At 27.4% G+C, this 20552-nt stretch carries 25 protein-coding genes and 1 tRNA gene; 9 read left to right on the top strand and 17 right to left on the bottom strand.

Annotated features, from left to right (window positions below):
* The first annotated feature begins 109 nt into the window (after positions 1–109).
* Entirely contained in the window at positions 110–748 is a 639-nt protein-coding gene (locus tag CAQ16704_RS00670; RefSeq protein WP_039666438.1) for a putative metalloprotease CJM1_0395 family protein, read from the top strand.
* On the opposite strand, the gene CAQ16704_RS00665 is transcribed toward CAQ16704_RS00670, so the two are convergent.
* A tRNA-Ser gene (locus CAQ16704_RS00665) sits at positions 749–836 on the bottom strand. It abuts the gene before it with no gap.
* Between the two features lie 154 nt (positions 837–990).
* Here CAQ16704_RS00665 and CAQ16704_RS00660 point away from each other — a divergent pair.
* Positions 991–1824 (top strand): hypothetical protein, encoded by an 834-nt coding sequence (locus CAQ16704_RS00660; protein WP_039666437.1) that lies wholly within the window; start codon positions 991–993, stop codon positions 1822–1824.
* 19 nt (positions 1825–1843) lie between these two features.
* Here the strand turns inward: CAQ16704_RS00660 and CAQ16704_RS00655 are convergent, their stop codons facing one another.
* A complete protein-coding gene (locus CAQ16704_RS00655; RefSeq protein WP_039666436.1) occupies positions 1844–2695 on the bottom strand; it encodes a radical SAM/SPASM domain-containing protein in 852 nt (283 codons plus the stop codon).
* Positions 2685–3713 (bottom strand): A/G-specific adenine glycosylase, encoded by a 1029-nt coding sequence (gene mutY / locus CAQ16704_RS00650; RefSeq protein ID WP_039666435.1) that lies wholly within the window; start codon positions 3711–3713, stop codon positions 2685–2687. Before mutY ends, CAQ16704_RS00655 begins: the two co-directional genes overlap by 11 nt.
* An 87-nt stretch (positions 3714–3800) precedes the next feature.
* Here mutY and CAQ16704_RS00645 point away from each other — a divergent pair, with 87 nt between their 5' ends.
* From CAQ16704_RS00645 to CAQ16704_RS00620, 6 genes are all read left to right on the top strand, one after another.
* Positions 3801–4550, top strand: a complete 750-nt coding sequence (locus CAQ16704_RS00645) for an SIMPL domain-containing protein (protein ID WP_039666434.1) — start codon at positions 3801–3803, stop codon at positions 4548–4550.
* A gap of 63 nt (positions 4551–4613) precedes the next feature.
* Positions 4614–5033, top strand: coding sequence for a DUF1104 domain-containing protein (locus tag CAQ16704_RS00640; RefSeq protein WP_039666433.1), 420 nt, complete (start codon positions 4614–4616; stop codon positions 5031–5033).
* Position 5034: 1 nt separating this feature from the next.
* Positions 5035–5730, top strand: a complete 696-nt coding sequence (locus CAQ16704_RS00635; RefSeq protein WP_039666432.1) for a response regulator transcription factor — start codon at positions 5035–5037, stop codon at positions 5728–5730.
* Entirely contained in the window at positions 5711–7018 is a 1308-nt protein-coding gene (locus CAQ16704_RS00630) for a sensor histidine kinase (RefSeq protein WP_039666431.1), read from the top strand. The genes CAQ16704_RS00635 and CAQ16704_RS00630 overlap by 20 nt, the downstream gene beginning before the upstream one ends.
* Before the next feature lie 7 nt (positions 7019–7025).
* Positions 7026–7715 carry a uracil-DNA glycosylase gene (gene ung, locus CAQ16704_RS00625; RefSeq protein ID WP_039666430.1) on the top strand — a complete coding sequence of 230 codons (690 nt, stop codon included), beginning with the start codon at positions 7026–7028 and terminating at the stop codon, positions 7713–7715.
* Positions 7716–7763: 48 nt separating this feature from the next.
* Positions 7764–8018 (top strand): TFIIB-type zinc ribbon-containing protein, encoded by a 255-nt coding sequence (locus tag CAQ16704_RS00620; protein ID WP_039666429.1) that lies wholly within the window; start codon positions 7764–7766, stop codon positions 8016–8018.
* Positions 8019–8040: 22 nt separating this feature from the next.
* Here the strand turns inward: CAQ16704_RS00620 and CAQ16704_RS00615 are convergent, their stop codons facing one another.
* Entirely contained in the window at positions 8041–8877 is an 837-nt protein-coding gene (locus CAQ16704_RS00615; protein WP_039667662.1) for a hypothetical protein, read from the bottom strand.
* Between the two features lie 52 nt (positions 8878–8929).
* Positions 8930–9817, bottom strand: a complete 888-nt coding sequence (locus CAQ16704_RS00610) for a helix-turn-helix domain-containing protein (RefSeq protein ID WP_039666428.1) — start codon at positions 9815–9817, stop codon at positions 8930–8932.
* Positions 9818–9931: 114 nt separating this feature from the next.
* Here CAQ16704_RS00610 and CAQ16704_RS00605 point away from each other — a divergent pair, with 114 nt between their 5' ends.
* Positions 9932–10471 carry a superoxide dismutase (Cu/Zn) gene (locus CAQ16704_RS00605; RefSeq protein WP_039666427.1) on the top strand — a complete coding sequence of 180 codons (540 nt, stop codon included), beginning with the start codon at positions 9932–9934 and terminating at the stop codon, positions 10469–10471.
* Positions 10472–10503: 32 nt separating this feature from the next.
* Here the strand turns inward: CAQ16704_RS00605 and CAQ16704_RS00600 are convergent, their stop codons facing one another.
* The 12 genes from CAQ16704_RS00600 to CAQ16704_RS00545 are packed head-to-tail and all read right to left on the bottom strand — an operon-like array spanning position 10504 to position 20508.
* Positions 10504–11025, bottom strand: coding sequence for a flagellar FLiS export co-chaperone (locus tag CAQ16704_RS00600; RefSeq protein WP_039666426.1), 522 nt, complete (start codon positions 11023–11025; stop codon positions 10504–10506).
* Between the two features lie 42 nt (positions 11026–11067).
* Entirely contained in the window at positions 11068–11661 is a 594-nt protein-coding gene (locus tag CAQ16704_RS00595) for an ABC-type transport auxiliary lipoprotein family protein (RefSeq protein WP_039666425.1), read from the bottom strand.
* A 1-nt stretch (position 11662) separates the two neighbouring features.
* A complete protein-coding gene (locus tag CAQ16704_RS00590; RefSeq protein ID WP_039666424.1) occupies positions 11663–12490 on the bottom strand; it encodes an MlaD family protein in 828 nt (275 codons plus the stop codon).
* Positions 12490–13212, bottom strand: a complete 723-nt coding sequence (locus CAQ16704_RS00585) for an ABC transporter ATP-binding protein (RefSeq protein WP_039666423.1) — start codon at positions 13210–13212, stop codon at positions 12490–12492. The genes CAQ16704_RS00590 and CAQ16704_RS00585 overlap by 1 nt, the downstream gene beginning before the upstream one ends.
* A complete protein-coding gene (locus tag CAQ16704_RS00580) occupies positions 13209–14309 on the bottom strand; it encodes an ABC transporter permease (protein ID WP_442856715.1) in 1101 nt (366 codons plus the stop codon). The genes CAQ16704_RS00585 and CAQ16704_RS00580 overlap by 4 nt, the downstream gene beginning before the upstream one ends.
* Position 14310: 1 nt before the next feature.
* On the bottom strand, positions 14311–16215 hold the full coding sequence (gene tkt / locus CAQ16704_RS00575; RefSeq protein WP_039666421.1) for a transketolase: 1905 nt from the start codon (positions 16213–16215) through the stop codon (positions 14311–14313).
* A 3-nt stretch (positions 16216–16218) separates the two neighbouring features.
* The gene (locus tag CAQ16704_RS00570; protein ID WP_039667661.1) at positions 16219–17064 is read right to left on the bottom strand and encodes a geranyl diphosphate synthase / farnesyl diphosphate synthase; all 846 of its coding nucleotides are present in this window, start codon (positions 17062–17064) and stop codon (positions 16219–16221) included.
* Positions 17064–18143 carry a DUF7488 domain-containing protein gene (locus CAQ16704_RS00565; protein ID WP_039666420.1) on the bottom strand — a complete coding sequence of 360 codons (1080 nt, stop codon included), beginning with the start codon at positions 18141–18143 and terminating at the stop codon, positions 17064–17066. The genes CAQ16704_RS00570 and CAQ16704_RS00565 overlap by 1 nt, the downstream gene beginning before the upstream one ends.
* Entirely contained in the window at positions 18140–18445 is a 306-nt protein-coding gene (locus CAQ16704_RS00560) for a YbaB/EbfC family nucleoid-associated protein (protein ID WP_039666419.1), read from the bottom strand. The genes CAQ16704_RS00565 and CAQ16704_RS00560 overlap by 4 nt, the downstream gene beginning before the upstream one ends.
* Positions 18446–19729 carry a UDP-N-acetylmuramoyl-L-alanyl-D-glutamate--2,6-diaminopimelate ligase gene (locus CAQ16704_RS00555; protein WP_039666418.1) on the bottom strand — a complete coding sequence of 428 codons (1284 nt, stop codon included), beginning with the start codon at positions 19727–19729 and terminating at the stop codon, positions 18446–18448. It lies immediately after the preceding gene.
* Entirely contained in the window at positions 19713–20252 is a 540-nt protein-coding gene (locus CAQ16704_RS00550) for a hypothetical protein (protein WP_039666417.1), read from the bottom strand. The genes CAQ16704_RS00555 and CAQ16704_RS00550 overlap by 17 nt, the downstream gene beginning before the upstream one ends.
* On the bottom strand, positions 20239–20508 hold the full coding sequence (locus CAQ16704_RS00545; protein WP_039667660.1) for an iron-sulfur cluster biogenesis protein NfuA: 270 nt from the start codon (positions 20506–20508) through the stop codon (positions 20239–20241). The genes CAQ16704_RS00550 and CAQ16704_RS00545 overlap by 14 nt, the downstream gene beginning before the upstream one ends.
* Positions 20509–20552 lie beyond the last annotated feature (44 nt).

Genomic DNA, 20552 nt, shown 5'->3' with positions numbered 1-20552 from the left:
TTATACTTTATTTTTCTTAACTTTTTATAAAAACATATTTATGAAAATTTTATAAACTTTTTAAGTTTTTTGTGATAAAAATATAAAATTACATTAAAAAAGGATTTTAATGCAAGTTGGTTTGAATTATAATGCTTTATATATAAAAAATCCTTATCAAAATAAAGAAAAAGAAATTGATCAAGAAAATACAAATTCTAAAGCTCAAAATTCTACAGAAAATAAAAAAGATAATAATGAAGAAAAAACTCAAAAAGTCAATGGTAAAGAGTTAAGTGAAGAAGAAATAAGACAAGTTAGAGAACTTGAAAGAATAGACAGAGAAGTAAAAGCCCATGAAGCAGCTCACATGGCAGCAGGTGGTGGCTTAGCAGGTGGTGCTAGTTATGGTTACACAAGAGGGCCCGATAATAAAATGTATGCAATTGAAGGAGAAGTGCCTATAAGAATGCAAAAGGGTAATACTCCTGAAGAAACCATAGCCAATGCAATGCAAATAATTGCTGCGGCTATGGCACCAGCCGATCCTAGCCCACAAGATTACAAAGTAGCGGCCAATGCAATGCAAATGCAAAATGATGCACGTATGGAACAAGCTAAAATTAAAGCAGAAGAACTAAAAGAGCAAAATGAAAAAAGTAAAAATGAAAACAATCAAGAAAAAAATACAAATTCACAAGTCATAAAATCATACATGCAAAATTCTTCACAAAATTATATAGGAAGTCAGTATAATATAAGTGCATAATGGCAGAGAGGAAGGGATTCGAACCCTCGGTGAGTTGCCCCACACACGCGTTCCAGGCGTGCTCCTTCAACCACTCGGACACCTCTCTAAAACATAGATTATAACTTAATTTTTTAAATTTGCATAAAAATATATTTTAAGCCTTTTATCTATATAATAAATACTATAGATTGTCGAAATTAGCTTTTGATGAAATCAAAACTTTGCAAGTTTTACAAATATTGAATTTAGGAATATTAATAATGATAAAAAGAATATTTTTAGCTTTATTCATTTTAGCTTATATTTCTTATGCACAAGATATATTCAACAAAAAAAGCACAGGAGAAGGATTTGGTATTTCAAAAAGCGATGCTATAAAAAATGCAATCAATGATGCTTTAAAAAAAACAGATGATTTAAAACAAGCAAGATTATTAAAATTTACTTTTAATTTTGATGGAAATTTTGACATAGGATATGAACAAGAAATTGATTTTGTTAGCAATGGAATTTTCAATAGTTATGAAATCAAATCTTTAACTCAAATAAGTTCAAATGAATATCACGCCAAAGTTGAAATTTATAAAAAAATTTATAACGAAAAAAATTTTGACAATAAAAACTCGTTGGTAATTATAAATAAAGTCAAAAATATACTTTCCACTAAATTTGAGCAAGAACTTTTAAGTATTTTACTGCAAGAAAAAAAATTCAGAATTTTAGATAAAAATCACTTAGATTTATATAATCAAGAAAAAGACATCATGTTAAAAGATAATTTAAGTGATGATGAAATTATTAGTCTTTATGCTGCTTTAGAGACAGATTTTTTGCTTATTTTAAGCCCAAATATGGAACAAATTCAAGAAGAAGTTAATATGCAAGTTTATAAAGTCAATATTGATTACAATCTAATTGATTTTAATACAATGAAAACCAAAACTTCCAATACCTTAAAATATACAATGACCTCCACAAGCGAATCAAGCAAACAAAAAGCATTTAGAGGTATGGCTACAAAAATTATTAATGAGCTGTCTAAACACTCAAAAGATAATATAGATAAACATAAAACATATGATGAAAATATCTAAAAAATAGCAAAAACATAGTTTAACATTTTGAAGCTAAAAATTCACACCTTTTACAAAGCTCAGCCTTTAAAATTCCTTGCTTAAAGCCTTCTTTTAATTCTACATATAAAGAGGAGTTTAAAAGCTCATTAAAATCTTTTTCAAAACAATTTCCAAGTTTTATATCTGCTTTAACATCTAAACAACATGGAACTAAACTACCATCACTTAAAATAGCAATTTGTCCATTTAAAGCATGACAATACCCCATTTCTCTAATAATTTCATCTTGTAAAGATGGCCATTTAAAAAACTTAGCCTGATGTAAAATTATATGTCTTGCTAGGCGATTTTTGGCTTTTTGTTTTTGAATTTTTACTTTAAAAATTTGCTCTAAAAATTCATAAATTATTTTATTTTCCAAAGGTGAATTGAAATTTTTATCTAAATTCCAAAGTCTAAAATTAACAAAAGAATTATTTTCTTTTTGCAAATGTAAAAAAATAAACTTTAAGATAGGCTTGAAATATTCATTCAAACTCATTCTACTTTGTGCTAAAAAAGCACTCAAAGAAATATTTATTTGTCGTATATTTTTAAAATTTAAAACTAAATTCATTTTTTCATCATCAAAATAAAATCCACTTGTAGTAAGCTCAATTTGCATATTATATTTTAAAGATATTTCTAAATATTCTTTTAAATTTGAAATTTTTAAAGGATCTCCCAATACATGAAAAGTAAAAAGCTTAGCATAATTATGTACGCCTTTACAAATTCTTTCAAAATTTGCAAGAGTCATGATTTTTCGTTGAGCTTTTTGGCTAGGACAAAAATCACATTTTAACCCACAAATATCACTTAATTCTATATAAATTTTTTCAAATTGCATAAATACTCTTTTTTAAAAGTTCCAAAGCCTTTAGTGTTAATTTAGACAAAGCATTATGCTCTAATTGTTCATAAGATAAAGCTTTATATTTATCATCTTTAAAATGATCATTTTTTAAAAAATACACCTTAGCAGTAATTTTATATTTAGTATAAGAATGTTTAAATTCTCCCAAATATTTCGCGTTTTCTTCATTTTTATATTCTAAAAAATTATATAAATTAAAATATAGCTTTTCTTTGCTTTTTACAAACAATAATTTGTTATTTTTTTGCACTATAAGTATTTTTAAAACGATATTTTCATACTGAATTTTTTTTCGAATATTAAATTTTTCATATTCATTTTTACCGCTACAATATCTTACCAAAGGACAAAGATTACACTTTGCATTTTTAGGCAAACATATCAAAGCTCCTATATCTAATAATGCTTGATTGTGATCAAATGCGTTATTGTAATTTAAAAATTCTTTTGCTTTTTGCATTAAAAGTTTATAATTTGGATTTTGCAAACTATAAAATCTACTCAAAACTCTTTTGATATTTGCATCCACAAAGGCATTAGCCTGTAAAAAACCAAAGCAGGCTATAGCTTTGGCTGTATATTCTCCAATGCCAGGAAGCTTTTGAAGTTCTTTTACATCACAAGGTAATTTTGCATCAAATTTTTGAACACAAATTTTTGAACATTTATGTAAATTTCTAGCCCTAGTATAATATCCAAGTCCCTGCCAAGCTTTCAAGACCTCATCTTCACTTGCTTTTGCAAGAATTTTTAAAGAAGGAAATTTACCTAGAAATTGAAAATAATAATTTTGCAAAACACTTTTTACTTGGGTTTGTTGCAACATAACCTCGCTAATATAAACCGCATAAGCAATATTGATATTTTTTAACTTTTCTAAATCATCTTTTTTGGCATATTTTTTATACTCTTCATGTAAAACACGCCAAGGTAAATTTTTCCTGCCATTTTGATTATACCAATCTAAAATATTTTGATGAATTTTATGCATTAATTTTCTTTGTTTTTTAAAAATTATACAATCAATTCTTAAAAGCTTTGTGATAAAATTAAAAAAATATTTTAAAAGGAACTCACTATGAAAAGTTTTTTGAAGGGTTTAGGATTAGGACTGCTCTGTTTATTTTTATTTATCTTAGGTGTAGTTTTTAACACTGAATTTTTGGGTTTAAAAAATCAAAAACAGGGGTTGGAATTCTCAAGAAATATAGAAGTATTTAATGAAATTACACCAAATGTTTTTAATGCTACACTAAATTTTAGTGCTAGCGAAGAACTCAACAAAAAAACTACAATTTCACAAGAAGAAAAAAGTAATATAGCTAAAACTTTTAAAGAGCTTTCAGAGCGTATAGCAAAAGAAAATTTCTGTAAAGGCGGAAGTTATGCATTGGAACCAAATTATAGCTACTATCAAGGACAAAAAGTATTTAGTGGATATAAATTATACTCTGATTTTATTTGTCAAATTCCACATGATAAAAATAAAGAATATGAACAACTTATCAAGGATATAGAAAATATTAGCTCAACTAATACTTTAATTTCTTTTAACACAAAAGCATTGCAAGCTGGTTTTGATGAAGCTACTTTAGAAAAAAACAAAGAAATTCTTTATGATCTAGCATTAAATAAAGCTTTTGAAAAAGAACAGCATTATTCTAAAACATTATCAAAAACTTGTAAAATAAAAAATATTTACTTTGATGGAAATAATGCAAGATATTTTAGTTCAAATTTAACTGCGGCTGCTGATAGTGTAGTTTTGCCGATTATAAAACATGAAAAACAAACTTTAATAGCTAGTGTAATTTTTGAATGTCAATAAATTTCATTTTTACTTTATTTTGAGTTTTTATAATTCCTTATCATTTATTTAAAGGAGAAAAAAATGAAAAAAACTATAAGTTTACTTATTGTAAGTTCTTTGACTGCTACTCTAGCTTTAAGTGCTGATTTTTCAAAAAAAAGCAATAATGAAATCTTAAATCTTGCAAAAACTGTTACAGCACAAGATCAAGCTGATTTAGTAGTAGAAATGCGAAAGAGAATGAATGAAATGAAATACAGTGATGCACAAGAATATCACTATCAATTTAGAAATAATTTAAGAGAAAACATTTCTAAATTAAATCCAGAAGATAGAAGACAAAGAAGAATTATCGTGCAACAAAATATGCAAAATATTACTGATAAAATGAGTGGGAAAGAAATAAGAGAACTTAATCTACACCATAACGGATACTCTAAAGGTATGCATCATAAAGGCTACCATTTCCAATCACAGCCATATAATTGTCCGATGAGATAATATGTCTGCTAAAATTTTACTTTTAGAAGATGATTTAAGTTTAAATGAAATTATCAGCGACACCTTAAAAGATGAGGGTTTTAAAGTTTCTTGTGTATATGATGCACAAGAAGCTTTAGAAAAAGCATATGAAGAAAATTTTGATCTATGGATTTTTGATGTAAAAGTTCCAAAAGGAAATGGATTTGAAGTTTTAAAAGAACTTAGAGAAAGCTCCAAAAATACTCCAGCTATTTTTTTAACCTCTCTTTCTATGCTCGATAATGTAAAAGAAGGATTTTTGGTAGGCTGTGATGATTATATTAAAAAACCATTTGATATAGATGAATTAATCATTCGTATTAAAAATATCATCAAAAGAAATTTTAATCATCAAAAAGAAGATTTAATTTTGCTCAATGCCTCAAAAAATATTTCTTTTGATCTCATTAACAAAACTCTTTATCAAAAAAAAGAAATTATTGACTTAACAAATAAAGAAAAAGAGCTTTTGTCCCTACTTTTAAAAAAGCGCCCACACTTTGTAAGTCTTGAAAAAATTTTTGATGAAATTTGGACTTTTGATGAAGAACCAACTATAATGAGTCTTAGGGTTTATGTAAAAAATTTAAGAAAAATTTTAGGAAAAAATATCATTGTAAATCAAAGAAATATAGGTTATGCTATTAGGCTAGAAAATGAAGAATGTAAATTTTAATAATACCATTTTCAAAATTTTAGCACTTTATATCATTACCAGTGGCTTTTTTCTTACTATTTTTTTTATTACTTTTTATCAAAAAGAGGCAAGTTATATTCGCTTAAACCAACTTACACATATGTATACCCATCATAATTATATTTTACAAAATATTATAGAATCAAGACACAATCAAATTCCAATAGAAAATATCGATTTTTCCAGTATTTCTAACAAACTTAACACCTCATTTGCTATTATTGTGGATAATCAAATTATTTTTAGCAATCTTTCATTTGATGCTTTTGACATTCTAAATCAACTTAAAAAAAATAATTTTATCTATAGCAAAAATCAAAAATTATTTATGGATTTTCTAAGGATTCGAAATCTTGATACCTATATAGATAGTAGTGATATAAAAAGGCCAAAGCATTATTTTAAATTTTTAAGACATCAAAATATCCACATTATCATAGAAACAAACGATCTTGGTTTTCAAAAAGAACAATATAGTAAAGATAATTATAATAATACTAAAATCAATGATTTTTCTAATGAACTATGGAAATTAAAATTAAAAACTATCTTTTATACACTTATTTGTATTACACTACTAGCTATTGTTGCTTATGTATTAATACTACTTGTATTTAAAAACATAAAAGAGCAATTTAATGCTTTAAATGATTTTATCAAAGATACCACTCATGAAATAAATACTCCGCTAAGTGTAATTTTAGCCAGTGTAAAAAAATTTGATAATACAAATTTAAGTCAAAGCAATATTAAAAAACTAAATCATATTAAACTAGCTAGTAAAAATTTAAATCACATCTATCAAAATCTTATAGCTTTAAACTTTTTTATACAAAAAAACAATGTTAAAGAAAATATCAATTTAAAAGAATTAATTGAGCAAAGATTAGAATACTTTGAGATTTTAATTGTACAAAAAAATCTTATTTTAGAAAAAGACCTTTCAGAGCAATTTTTTTATGCCAATAAAGAAGAAATACAAATTTTATTTGACAACTTATTAAGCAATGCTATAAAATACACTAGTGCTTTTAAAAAAATATATATTTCATTAAGTGAAAAAACATTAAGCATCAAAGATGAAGGTCAAGGAATGAACCAGAAAGAAATATCACAAATTTTCATTCGCTATAAACGTTTTAATAAAGATCAAGGAGGTTTTGGTATAGGTTTAAATCTAGTTAAACAAATAGCAGATAAAAACAATATCCATATAAAAATTATAAGTGAAGAAAATAAAGGAAGTGAAATTATACTTTCTTGGTAAGGAAAATATGCAAATAACTTTAGATAAAATTAAAATAAATGATGATTGGAAATTTTTTTTAAAAGATGAGTTTTTACAGCCTTATTTTTTGAATATAAAAATGGAATATATCAATGCTTTAAATGAAAGAAAAATCATATATCCACCGGCAAATTTAACTTTTAACGCTTTTAATCTTACTCCTTTAAAAAATTTAAAGGTTATAATTTTAGGTCAAGATCCATATCATAATCCAAACCAAGCTATGGGACTTAGTTTTAGCGTGCCTATGGGAGTTAAAATTCCACCATCTTTACTTAACATATACAAAGAATTGCAACAAGATCTTAATATACCTATAGCAAACCACGGAGATCTTAGTAAATGGGCAAGGCAAGGGGTTTTACTTTTAAACTCTATCTTAAGTGTAGAAGCTAATAAACCAGCCTCACATACACATTTTGGATGGCAAAATTTTACAGATGCAGTTATTTCAAAACTAAGTCAAGAAAAAGAAGGGTTGATATTTTTACTTTGGGGAAATTATGCTAAAAATAAAAAATTCTTAATTGACACCCAAAAGCATTATATTTTAGAAGCAGCACATCCATCTCCATTAGCAAGAAATGCTTTTTTAGGTTGCAAACATTTTTCTAAAACAAATACTATTTTATCATCTTTACATAAAGATATAATTGATTGGAATTTAAACTCATAATTTACCTTAAATCTATATACTTTATAAAATTTTTAATAAAGGAAAAAGATGAATTGTCCAGTTTGTGAAAATACTGCTTTGATAATGAGCGAAAGAAATGGTGTTGAAATTGATTATTGCCCAAAATGCCGTGGAGTTTGGCTTGATCGTGGTGAACTTGATAAAATCATAGAAAGAAATTCTACTCAAAATACTCAACAAAGTTACAATCAACAAAGCTACAGCCAACCAAACTATCATCATAACAATGGCTATAAACATAAAAAGAAAGAAAGTTGGCTAGGAGAGTTATTTGACTTTTAAGCCTAAAAAGGCTTAAAAGTTTTTATAATTTTATTTTTATTAAAGCATTTTCCGCCATTTTTGGAATCCACAAATGTTCTCCATCAAAAAACATATCTGCAGGACCTTTTATAGAATCTAAATCAAGTTTAGTTTCCTTGCCATCTTTTAAAGAATAAATATACCCTTGTAAATCTTTACCCCAACTTGACACTAAAATATTTTTATTTTTATCAAATACTATACCATCAAACTGCTCTATTTTTTGACTTAATTCTTGAATTTTCTTTGTATCTAAATCAATGCTAATGATTTTACCACCTAATTTATCACTTGGATCATACCCTGCCACAAATAAAGTGTTTTTATCTAATAATAAGCCATTAGGACCACCATATTTTGGATCTAAATGTATAAAATTTTCATATTTTTTGTCTTTTAAAAATACCTTATGGATATATCCTGTTCCCGTATCACTTATCAATAATACATCATCATTTAAAACAGCTATATCGTTTAAAAAAACTGCATTTTTTAATGGGAGTTTAAACACTTCTTTTTTGTTTTTTACATTAAAACCATAAACTACATCAATATCTACAACATAGAGTATATCTCCTATTCTTGACATTCCTTTTGGAGCGTTAAGATTTTTTATAAAATCTAATTCTAAAATATTGCCGTTTTTATCTAACTTTGAAATAAATCCATCATTATCTTTATTTAAAGGAGCTAACTCTTTTCCTACATTAGATACATAAACTACATTTTCATCTACATACACACTCTCTGGGTGTGAAAATCCTTTAAATTCTTGAACTTCTAAAGCATTTGCACTACAAAATGCCAAAATTGATAAAGCTAAAATACTTTTTTTCATAACTATCCTTTCTTTTTTTACAAATTGTAATAAATTTAAAAAAATAAATCTATCATTTATAAGATAAAAAATATAAGTTTTTTGATTTTTGTTCTTGCTTTGGAGTAATACCATATCTTTTTTTATATCTTGCTATAAACCATGCTGGAGAATTAAATCCTAATTCAGTACAAATTTGAGTAATATTTTTTGTAGAAAATTCAAGTAAAAATTTAGCCTTTTCAAAGCGTTTATTATCAAGCCATTCTTTAGCGCTAATTCCGAAACTTTGTTTAAAATTACGACTAAAACTAGCTATATCCATTTTACTAAATTTAGCCATAGAAGCTACACTTTCAAAGTCATTATCACAATATGCAAACATTTTATAAAGCTCTAATTTAAAACCACCTAAAATAGTTTTTAAAAAAGATAAAAACTCCATATTGTCTTCACTATATAATAAAGATAAAAACAATTCTTCAAATTTTAGTCTTAATAAATTCTCGTTGTTTTTATGAGAAAATTTAATATAAGGTATAAAAGATTCAAATATACTTTTAGTAATAAAATCTGCTTTTATACTAAATAGACTTTTATGATTTTTTAAAGAATCTAATTTAAAAATTATCTCTTTATATTTAAAAATTAGCTCTACCAAAATGCTTTCTTTAAAACACAAAATAATGGATTCATAAACATTCTCATCGTTTAAATAATCTCTTATAGAAAAAGAATTTTTTGAAAAAAATATAATTTCATCTTTTTTTATACTAAATTGACTATCTATAGAATAAATCTTTTTAGAACCTTTCAAAATAAAAACTAGAGCATAATCACCAAATAAAACTTCTTGATTTTTTTTATTTTCTACTTCTTTTTGATAATAACAAAATGAAAATAAAGAAGTAAATAAAACATTATTGCTTATTTTTTTTAAGTCTTTAGGGAACACTAACATAAATATCTTTTTATAAGTTTTTTGATTAATTATATCTTATATATGATAATAAAAAATAATTTCTAATTAATAATATATGTTACAATATGATAATTTTTATTAAAAAGGAAAAAAATGAGGAAAATTATATTAAGCTCGTTACTAGTAGCAAGTTTTTCACTTGGAGCAAACTTAGAAATTTTTGATCCAAAGGCACAAGATGAGTATTTAATTATAAATATGGAGATTCTTGATAAAAATGCCAACAAAAATGCAGGAGAAGTAGTAGCAATACAAACTCCTTATGGAGTAGCATTTTATCCAAATCTCCAAGGCTTAGAAAGCGGAATTCATGGTTTTCATATCCATGAAAATGCAGATTGTGGTGCAACTGACAAAGGTTTAGGTATGAAAGCAGGAGGACACTGGGATCCTGAAAAAACTGATGCACATTCAAGTCCATGGGATGACAAAGGTCACAAAGGTGATTTACCACCACTTTATGTAGAAAAAGATGGAAAAGCGAACAATCCTGTATTAGCACCAAAAATCAAAACCCTTGATGAATTAAAAAACCATGCTTTAATGATACATTTTGGAGGAGATAACCACAGCGATCATCCGACAGTACTTGGAGGTGGTGGTGCTAGAATGGCTTGCGGGGTTATTAAGTAATTTCTATACTAAAGGCTTTTTGGCCTTTAGTATTATTTAAAAAGTTTAGTAAAATCAAAATCATTCACAGAACCAAAGCTTGATCCACCAAAACTTTGACTAGGACTATAAGTAGCAATAGCCACTGCAAGTTCTGAAAGCATAGTTGCAATTTCTTCTCTTTTGTCATCTATATAAGCTTTCACACCCTCATAATCACTAGTTTCTAAAATTTTTAAAGGGTTGTAAATTTCAAAAGCAAAAGCTTTATTACCAACATTCACATTATAATTATTATCAAATAAAGCATTGCCTAAAAATGAACAATTATCTACTATTTTTAAACTCTCACTAGCAATTAATACTTTATCTTGTACATCTTCGTAATTTTTATCTTCTAAGAGCTTTGAAATTTTTTTCAACGAAGAATCCAAAATCTGCAATGCACCTACAAAATCATTAGCATCTGTGATATCTTCACTAAATTTTTGTGTTTGGTGTTTTAAATTTGCACCATCTATACTAGAACCTACTTGTCCTAAATGCTTCTGTAAAATTTCTAATTCATCTCTCATATTACACCTTCCTTGTTATTGCTATAACAAAAAAAGCATTTTTTATTCCAAATTTTTAATTATCCAATATTGCATATCACTAGCAAACAAACTAAACATTTCATCATAAGCTTGAATTAAAACCTGTGGATTGTTATCATTAAGTAATTTTTCATAATAAAAATATTGACTTGTTATAAGTTTTTTCGTATCAATATGTATCAGGTTTAAATTAATACCAAATTTTATTTTTGAATGCGTATTATTGCTAAATTCCTGCTCCAATAAATCAATTTTACTTTCCAAAACATAATCAGCCTTGGCTATACTATCTTGATTTAACACTGCTTTAAAAAGTCCTAAATTCTGCAAATGAAATTCTAAAAAACTTTTTATCATCAATGCAGGGTTTTCTTTCCAAAAATGATAAGCATATGAATTAACTATATTATTTTTTTTATAAAAAATCTCATTAGTATAAGCTAAGCCTTTAGGTAATGCAACAATTATAGTAAAATCTTTTTGCTTTGCTTTGTGTAAAACATTTTTTTCCAAAGTTATATCAAAATATTTATTTGCGGGTAGAGTTTGACTAGGGCTTATCAAAGAACAAGCACTAAAAAATAAAGCAAATAGCATAAAATATAGTATTTTCATTTTATTCTCCTGGAGCATATTGAATTTTTTTGTCTTTATAAATCAAATTTGATGGATTTTGTTTTATTTGTTCAAGTAACTGAGAAAAATCCAAAAATAAAATTCTTAATATATCTAGATTATCATTCAAAAGCATTCTACTTTTGCTTAATTCTGTCAATTCTGAATTTGCATGGATTAAAAACGATGATAAATCATTTGAACTTTTAGAAATTTTTGAAGATGTGTTTTTTAAATTTTCTAGTAAAAAAGGTACTTGACTATTTAAATATGAAAACAATTGAGAAGAATTTTCTAAAGTAAGTTCGATATTTTTTAAATTTTTATCATTTAAAAGCAATTCAAGTCTTTCTTTAGAACTAGCGATAAAATTGAAAAAATTGTTAGTTTGTTTATCTATATTAGCAAAAAAACTTTCTTTAAATTTAATAATAGGATATGTATTTTTATCGGCTTTTAAAATGCTAGCTTCTTCACTTCCACCAGCAAGTTGAATAAATTTAAATCCAGTTATGCCTTGAGTTTGTAAACTTGCATAAGTATCAGTTTTTACTACTAAACTAGAATCAAGTTTAATTAAAATTTTTACTCTTAGTTTATTGCTTGAATTATCAATTCCAATATGCTCAACACTACCTACATCAACCCCTAAAAACTTAACAGGAGCTTTTACATTAAGTCCTGCAACTGATTCTTCCATATAAATTTCATAATATTTAAAAGTCTTCTCATCTTTTAAATTTCCATACCAAACCATAAAAAATAAACTGATAAAAAATAATACACTAACAAAAACTCCAATTAATATATAATTTGCTTTATTTTCCATTATTGCATAAACCTTTCGTATAGTCTTTTATTTTGTTCTTTTAAATCTTTTACATTTCCTAAAAAACCTATTTTTTTATTTTCTATTATCAAAAATCTATCTAAAACATTTTTCATACTTTCTTTATCATGAGTCACTAAAATGACACATAATTTAAAGCTTTGTTTTAAATTTAAAAGCAGTTCATCAAATTCTCTTGAGCTATAAGGATCAAGTCCTGAAGTTGGTTCATCTAAAAAAAGTAATTTACTATCAAGTGCCAAAGCTCTAGCTATAGCAACTCTTTTTTTCATACCTCCACTTAATTCGCTAGGATAAAGTTTAGCTACACTTTCATCAAGTCCTACCATTTTAAGCTTCATCATTGCTATTTCTTTAATATCATTTTGCTTTAATTTTGTATATTCTACTAATGGTATGCTAATATTTTCAAGTATATTAAAAAAACTAAATAATGCTCCATATTGAAAAACAACGCCCCATTGTTTTTGCAAATATAAAGCATCTTCATCACTTATATTTTTTAAATTTTTACCTAAAATTTCATACTCTCCATTATCAAAATGTTCAAGCATTAACATTTGTCTTAAAAGTACAGATTTACCACTACCACTACCACCTAAAATACCAAATATTTCATTATCTTGTATTTGAAAGCTAATGTTTTCGTGTACGCATTTGCTTCCAAAATAGGTGCTAATATTTTTTGCCTGTATAATCAAAATCCAGCCTTTGTTAAAAACACAGAAAAAATAGCATCAAAAGCTATTACCCAAAATATAGCATTTACCACGCTTTTTGTCGTATAAATACCTATGCTTTCTGTTGTTTTTTGCACGAAAAATCCTCTAAAACAAGCAATAGAAGCAATCAAAAATCCAAATATCGGAGCTTTTACAAGACCTATAATGATATGCTTTAATTCTACGGCCTCTTTAAAACGACTCATAAATTCACTCACGCTAATTTCCAAACTTACCCAAGCAACCACAACTCCACCAATTACACTTAAAATATCTGCAACTATAACAACCAAAGGCATAGCAAAAGTTAAAGCTAAAACCCTAGGTAATATAATAAATTCACTTTCTTTAAATCCCATGGTTTTCATTGCATCTATTTCATCAGTAAGCTTCATCACTCCAATTTGAGCTGTGTATGAACTTGCACTTCTTCCTGCAATAACAATAGCAGCTATTAAAGGTGCCAACTCCCTTGTAGCAGCAATCCCCATTAAATCAACAATATATATATTAGCACCAAATTGAGAAAGTTGATAAGCAGCTTGATAAGCCAAAACTACACCTACCAATAAAGAAGTTAGCATAATAATTGGTAAAGCGTTAATAGCACTACTTTCTACATGATATAAAAAAGCTTTAAAGCGTAATTTTTTTAAATTTATCAATGTTTTAAAACAAGTATAAAGAATCAAACCTATAAAATTTAAAAACTGAACTAAAATTTCAAAAGAATTTACGACTTTTCTTCCTAAATTTTCAAAAAAATCTTTTAGACTGCTTTTATGTTTTTGAGTTTCATCATATGCTTTATAGTGTTTTTGACAAAGTTCAAATAAAGTTAAATATTGGCTTTGAAGATTTATTTTATTGACTTCACAACCCTTTTGTTTTAAGTTATTTTCCAAAGCTAAAAAATACTGCACCCCAGCACTATCTATAAAATCTAAATTAGTAAAATCAAAAATAATACTTTTTTGTTGTGGTAAATCTAGTTTTTTTACATTTACTACACTTGTTTTGTCCCAAATTCCAAAGATATTAAAAATGCATTCTTGATTTTTAATATCTTTGATAATTTTATTTTTCATCATATAAACTTAAAACATACGAGCTTAATTTTTCCTCACTAAATCCAAAATGCTCAAATACATCTTTATCTTTACCACTCTCACCAAAACTTTCTATACCATAAAACTCATCACAAATTCTATAAAGTTCATTTGAATTTGCAGCTTCTACACCTACAACTTTGCCTTGTAAAATTCTTTCTTTATATGTTTTTTCTTGTTTGATAAATAATTCATAACAAGGCATAGAAACTACATTGCAAACAATTCCTTTTCCTTTTAAAAGCCTAGCTGTTTTTAAACACAACATCACTTCACTACCACTTGCTAAAAGTGTAAATTGTGCGTTTGAATTTTCTTCTAATAAATAAGCTCCATTTTCAACATCTCCAAAAACAGGCTCATTTAAAGCATTCAGTTTTTGACGAGATAATACAAAAACACTAGGCATATCATTTTTAAGAGCTATTTGCCACGCTTTTACATTTTCAACACCATCAGCAGGCCTAAATGTTAATGAATTTGGCATTGCTCTAAAAGTGCTTAATTGCTCTATAGGTTGGTGTGTTGGCCCATCTTCTCCTACGCCTATACTATCATGTGTAAAAATGAAAAAATGTTTAATTTTCATCAAAGCTGCTATCCTTGCAGCAGGTTTTAAATACTCACTAAATATAAAAAATGTAGCACAAAAAGGCATAAACAAACCATATCTTGCAAAAGCATTAGATATAGCAGCCATTGCATGCTCTCTTATACCATAGTGAATATTTTTTCCATTTGGAAAATCACCCATATCTTTAAGCTCGGTTTTGTTTGATGGACCTAAATCCGCACTACCACCTAAAAATCCTGGCAAAGCTTTAGCTATAGCATTTAAAATCATACCATTACTATCCCTAGTAGCTAAATCTTTTCCTTTAAAATCAGGAAATTCAATCTTAGTAAAATCAGGCTCTAAAAGTTCTTTTAATAAAGCTTGTTTTGATGGTTCAAGTTTATTTACTTTATCCTGCCATTTAGCTTGCTCCAAGTCTCCAAGTTCATTAGCAACGCCAAAAAGAATTTTTACATCTTCTGGAATTTCAAAGGTTTCTTGTGGATCAAAACCTAAAGCTGCTTTTGCTCTTTTTATAAGCTCTTCGCCTAAAGGTGCACCATGGGAGTGATGACTCCCTTCAAGTTCTAAAGCTCCTTTGGCTATTTTAGTATGTGCAATAATCAAACACGGCTTTTTGCTTTCTTTTGCTGTTTTAAGTGCTAAATCAATTTGCTCAAAATTATGACCATCTATCTCAAGCACTTCAAAACCTTGAGCTCTAAAACGCTCTTTTATATTTTCATTAAATGCAATAGCCACATCACCTTCAATAGAAATATTATTACTATCATAAATAATGATTAAATTATTAAGCTTATGAAGCCCTGCTAAAGAACAAGCCTCATAAGAAATTCCCTCTTGTAAATCTCCATCGCCACATAAACAATACACTCTATGATTAATAATATCTTCACCCAAAAGCAAACTTGCTTTTTTAGCTGCCATAGCAAAACCTACCGCATTTGCTATACCTTGTCCTAAAGGTCCTGTAGCTATCTCAACACCTGGGGTAGAAATTTCAGGATGACCTGGGGTTTTAGAATGCAATTGGCGAAAATTTTTTAAATCATCTAAACTCACATCATATCCACTCAAATGCAAAAAACTATAAACTAATGCACTAGCATGACCGCCTGAAAAAACTAATCTATCGCGGTTTAACCAAGTTGGATCTTTTGGGTTATGTACCAAATGATTACTTAAAACACTGATAATATCAGCCAAACCCATAGGTGCACCTGGATGACCTGAATTTGCTTTTTGTATCATATCAGCACATAAAAACCTTATTGTATTGGCTTGTTTTTGTAGCATTGTTTAACCTTTTAAATATTTATTAATCAAAATTCCAAGTTCATTAGTAAGCTTAGAGTCTAAATTTCTCATTTTTTCTTCACATAAAGTGATTTTATCATTTTTTGCCTTTTTAGCACCTTCTAAACCTAAAAGTTTTACAAATGAGTTTTTGTGTGTATCATTATGAGTTGGCTTACCTGCATCTTTGGTGTCTAAAGTCGCATCGATAATATCATCTTTAATTTGAAAAATCAATCCTATCAAAAGCCCTATTTCATAAATTTGTTCGCACTCTTTTTCGCCAAGCTCACAAATTTCACAACCCATTTTTAAACTAGCCGCAATCAATCTTGCAGTTTTATGGATATGCAAAAACTCAACTTGTTCTAAATTTAATGGTTTATCTTCAAAATAGCAATCAATAGCCTGACCTATAATCATTCCGTTAATTCCAGCATTAAAAGCTAAAGTTTCTATAAGTTTTAATCTAATGCTCTCTTTTAAATCAAGTTTTGAAAGTAGTAAAAAAGCTTGTGTATTTAAAGCATCTCCTACTAAAATGGCAGTTGTTTCATCATATTTTTTATGTAGAGTTTGCCTACCTCTACGCAAAGATGCATTATCCATAGCAGGCAAATCATCGTGTATCAAAGAATAAGTATGAATAAATTCTAAAGCTAAAGCTGCATCTAAAGCCTTATCAAACAAAGCAGGATTTTTAGCATTAACTATACCTAAAAGAAGTTGTGCCCTAAAATGCTTTCCACCTGCTTGCAACATCCATTTTAAAGCTTCATTAAAAAAAGGATGAAAGCTTTGTGTTTTAGGAAAATTTTGCTCTAGATATTGTTTAAATTTTTCTAAAATCACTTATTAAGCCTTATGAAAAAATCAAAATATCCTCTATTAAAATGTTCAAAATCATTATTTTTAGCAGAAGGGATATTACTTGCTTGTCTTGAAACCAAAATATCAAAAGTATCAGCTTGTGCTAAAATATTTTGAAGGTCATTAAAATTGTTGATTTTTTGATTATTGATTCTTAAAATTTTATCACCTTTCATAAATCCTGCCATTTGTGCTTTTGAATTTGAAATTACCTCTATAACATTCATTTTTGTATCAACGCGTAAGCCCAAATTACTATAAAAAGAAGTTGGTTTAACCGGAACAACCTTTTTAGGTTTAGCAAATATACCCAAATCTTTATCAAAAACTATAGTAGAAATATTTACATCTTTATTATCTCTTAACACATTAAAGTATAAAGTTGCTCCACGATCGGCAAATAAAATTTTCTCATTTAATTTTCTTATATCATCATAAGCTTGTCCATCCACACTTACTAGCTCATCATTTATCAAAAATTGTCCATTTTTACGCACATTTTTTACATAAATTTTACCATCACGCATATCAAAGTCTATTCCTATATCACCCCAATATACATCAGGATATTTTGCAAAATGTTTTAAGTAGCGATTTCCTATAAGCTTTCCATCTTCTAAGGTTATACCAAGCATTTTACAACAAGGCGAGTTTAATTCACCAATTTTAGAAGTAAAATCGAGTTGATCGCGTTCTTTTAAATTTTGTCCAAAGTATTTTAAATGCCCTATATAGCTTTTATTATTATCTAAAATTCCTACCCAGCTATTGCGTGTTAGTTCTTCTTCATCTCCCATTGGTGCAGGGATTAAACTAAAGTCTGTTTTGACTAAATACAAATTCAAAAACGGATCATATTTAGTATAACTATTTAATTTTCCATTTTTGGTTTTTACTACAGCTAAAGTATTTTCATTTAAAACAAAAGCAGGCAAACCTTCATAGATTAGCATACTAGCTTTATTTTTTTCATAACAACCCAAAAAATCATTAAAAGTAGGTCTTGGAATAGCAAATAATATTCCTACTATTGCTACCATACAAAGTAAAATTCTCATAACATTCCCATTCCGCTAAATAAATTACTAGCCATTGATTTTCTATTTTGCTCTACCATTTTAAGCACATCATTGATTGCTGATATTAACAAAATTTGCATAGATTCTTTATCTTCAAGCAAAGATTCATCAATATTTATATCGATAATTTCGCCTTTTCCATTAGCACTAACCTTTACTAAACCACCGCCACTTTTTGCACTAAATTCTTTCTTTAAAGCTTCTTGTTCTAACTCATTTGCTTTTTCTTGAGCCTTGGTTAAAAGCTCACCCATTTTAGAAAAATCCACATTTTCAAACATTTATTTTCCTTCTTTTAATATCTCTAATACCACTTCTTTATCATTGAAAGGATACTTTACACCCTTAATTTCTTGATAATCTTCATCACCCTTACCCAAAATAACTACAAACTCATCTTTTGTCTTTAAACTCAAAGCCTTTTTTATAGCTTCTTTTCTATCACATTCTACAAAAACATTTTCATCTTTTTCTATGCCACTTAAAATATCATTTATAATATCCATTGGCTCTTCAAAGCGTGGATTATCACTTGTGATAATAAGCTTTTTTGCATAGTGTTTTGCAATTTTTGCCATTAAAGGACGCTTGGTTTTATCCCTATTGCCTCCTGCTCCAAAAACTACAATCAAATCACGATATTTCAAAGCGTCTAAAACCTTTTCTATACCATCTGGTGTATGAGCAAAATCCACAATCACATCTTTTGCAACCACTTGCATTCTACCTTCAATACCACCAAAATTACTAATAGCCTTTTCAAGTTCTTTTAAATTTGGTCTAACAAGCTCATTTACACAAGCACTAGCTGCTAAAAGATTATAAAGATTAAAAAGTCCTACCAAAGAAGATTCAATCATAAAACTTTCTTTACCAAAATTTACCACAGCTTCTATGCCATTTTTTAAAGCATAAGCTTTTATATGATAATAACTTGGATTTTCCACCCCATAAGTAAAAGCACCTTTTACATTAAATTTTATAGCTTTTGCATCTTTGTTGATAAATTTCATACACTCATCAGTAAAAAAACTTTCTTTTGCGGCTTGGTAATTTTCGAAATTTTGATGAAAATCTAAGTGATCTTGAGTGATATTGGTAAAAATTTTAGCTTTAAACTTAAGTCCTTCTATGCGATTTTGAACCAAAGCATGCGAGCTTACTTCCATAATCAAAAATTCACATTTTTCCTTACTTGCTAAAGATAAAAACTCTAAAGTTTGTAAAATCGCAGCTGTAGTTAAGCCTTTTGGAATAATCTTTTTATCGTTGATATAACTACCCCTAGTTCCCATCAAAGCACATTTATAACCTAAATCAAGCAAGATAGAATAAATCGCTCCAGCTGTAGTTGTTTTACCATTGGTCCCCGTAATACCGACAATCTTAATATTTTCATTTATATTTAAAAGTTTTTTGCACTCATCAACATTAATGATTTTTGCTTTTTTCTCTAAAGCATGATTAAGAAATTTTTCATTTTGAGAAGTTTTTAAGAAAAAACAATCTTCTTCGCATTCATTAGAATTATCACAAATGAAAGTATTTTTAATCTTTACTATCATATTTTAATTCCTTGATTTTCTCGCTAAGCTTGATAAATCTATAATTTGAATAAAAATGTGCTGACACATCTTCCATATAAGCAACTAGCATATCTTTATAACCATGCTCTAAAAGCTTTTCTAAAAAATCCACAAAATCTTCTTTATCGTTTATAATAAGTTTATTAGATATTATAACATTTTCTAAGGCTTGTTTAAACCCAACTTTTTCTTCACTAAGCAAAAAATCTTGATAACTTAAACCATCAAAATCTTCACTTTCTTCATCAAATTTCACACTTTGACTTAGATTGATTAGTTTTTCTAAATCACTATCTACTTTATAATTCTTATAATTTTGCATAAAAAATTCAAAAAAAACAAAAGCTTCTTCAGGACTTTTTAATGCCAAATCACAAATATTTATAAAAGTTAATAATCTTTTATTTTTACGTTTTTGATATGCTAAAGAAAAATACATTTTAGCATTTTTAAAATCTTTGTTATAAAAACATTCTATAGCTATTTTTTTATAATTTTGCAAATTCGCTTTCCCCATCTGCTAAATTTACTATGGTAATATCTGGATGTATATCGATTTTAAGCTGCTTTTCTAAACCATATTTTAAAGTTGTTCCACTTGCTGGACAACCATGGCAAGCTCCAGTTAATTTTACATAAACAATCCCGTTTTTAATCCCTAAAAAATCAAGCCCACCGCCATCTTTTTCTAAAATATGCATAGTTTTAGCTAAACTTGCCTTTACAGGCTCGATTAATTCTTCATCACTAAAAGGCATATTCATAACTTTTCCTTGATTATTTTTAGTTTAATTTTATCTTA

Source organism: Campylobacter sp. RM16704 (genome assembly GCF_000816245.1).
Lineage (GTDB): Bacteria > Campylobacterota > Campylobacteria > Campylobacterales > Campylobacteraceae > Campylobacter_D.
This window is presented reverse-complemented; position numbering and strand designations above follow the sequence as displayed.

Coding starts and splice junctions, on each gene's coding strand:
- CAQ16704_RS00600 (WP_039666426.1), bottom strand. CDS start 11,025: ATGAGAGATGAATTAGAAATTTTACAGAAGCATTTAGGACAAGTAGGT.
- CAQ16704_RS00635 (WP_039666432.1), top strand. CDS start 5,035: ATGTCTGCTAAAATTTTACTTTTAGAAGATGATTTAAGTTTAAATGAA.
- ung (WP_039666430.1), top strand. CDS start 7,026: ATGCAAATAACTTTAGATAAAATTAAAATAAATGATGATTGGAAATTT.
- CAQ16704_RS00660 (WP_039666437.1), top strand. CDS start 991: ATGATAAAAAGAATATTTTTAGCTTTATTCATTTTAGCTTATATTTCT.
- CAQ16704_RS00630 (WP_039666431.1), top strand. CDS start 5,711: ATGAAGAATGTAAATTTTAATAATACCATTTTCAAAATTTTAGCACTT.
- CAQ16704_RS00670 (WP_039666438.1), top strand. CDS start 110: ATGCAAGTTGGTTTGAATTATAATGCTTTATATATAAAAAATCCTTAT.
- CAQ16704_RS00615 (WP_039667662.1), bottom strand. CDS start 8,877: ATGAAAAAAAGTATTTTAGCTTTATCAATTTTGGCATTTTGTAGTGCA.
- CAQ16704_RS00595 (WP_039666425.1), bottom strand. CDS start 11,661: ATGAAAATACTATATTTTATGCTATTTGCTTTATTTTTTAGTGCTTGT.
- CAQ16704_RS00605 (WP_039666427.1), top strand. CDS start 9,932: ATGAGGAAAATTATATTAAGCTCGTTACTAGTAGCAAGTTTTTCACTT.
- CAQ16704_RS00560 (WP_039666419.1), bottom strand. CDS start 18,445: ATGTTTGAAAATGTGGATTTTTCTAAAATGGGTGAGCTTTTAACCAAG.
- CAQ16704_RS00590 (WP_039666424.1), bottom strand. CDS start 12,490: ATGGAAAATAAAGCAAATTATATATTAATTGGAGTTTTTGTTAGTGTA.
- CAQ16704_RS00640 (WP_039666433.1), top strand. CDS start 4,614: ATGAAAAAAACTATAAGTTTACTTATTGTAAGTTCTTTGACTGCTACT.
- CAQ16704_RS00565 (WP_039666420.1), bottom strand. CDS start 18,143: ATGAGAATTTTACTTTGTATGGTAGCAATAGTAGGAATATTATTTGCT.
- tkt (WP_039666421.1), bottom strand. CDS start 16,215: ATGCTACAAAAACAAGCCAATACAATAAGGTTTTTATGTGCTGATATG.
- mutY (WP_039666435.1), bottom strand. CDS start 3,713: ATGCATAAAATTCATCAAAATATTTTAGATTGGTATAATCAAAATGGC.
- CAQ16704_RS00545 (WP_039667660.1), bottom strand. CDS start 20,508: ATGCCTTTTAGTGATGAAGAATTAATCGAGCCTGTAAAGGCAAGTTTA.
- CAQ16704_RS00655 (WP_039666436.1), bottom strand. CDS start 2,695: ATGCAATTTGAAAAAATTTATATAGAATTAAGTGATATTTGTGGGTTA.
- CAQ16704_RS00555 (WP_039666418.1), bottom strand. CDS start 19,729: ATGATAGTAAAGATTAAAAATACTTTCATTTGTGATAATTCTAATGAA.
- CAQ16704_RS00610 (WP_039666428.1), bottom strand. CDS start 9,817: ATGTTAGTGTTCCCTAAAGACTTAAAAAAAATAAGCAATAATGTTTTA.
- CAQ16704_RS00620 (WP_039666429.1), top strand. CDS start 7,764: ATGAATTGTCCAGTTTGTGAAAATACTGCTTTGATAATGAGCGAAAGA.
- CAQ16704_RS00645 (WP_039666434.1), top strand. CDS start 3,801: ATGAAAAGTTTTTTGAAGGGTTTAGGATTAGGACTGCTCTGTTTATTT.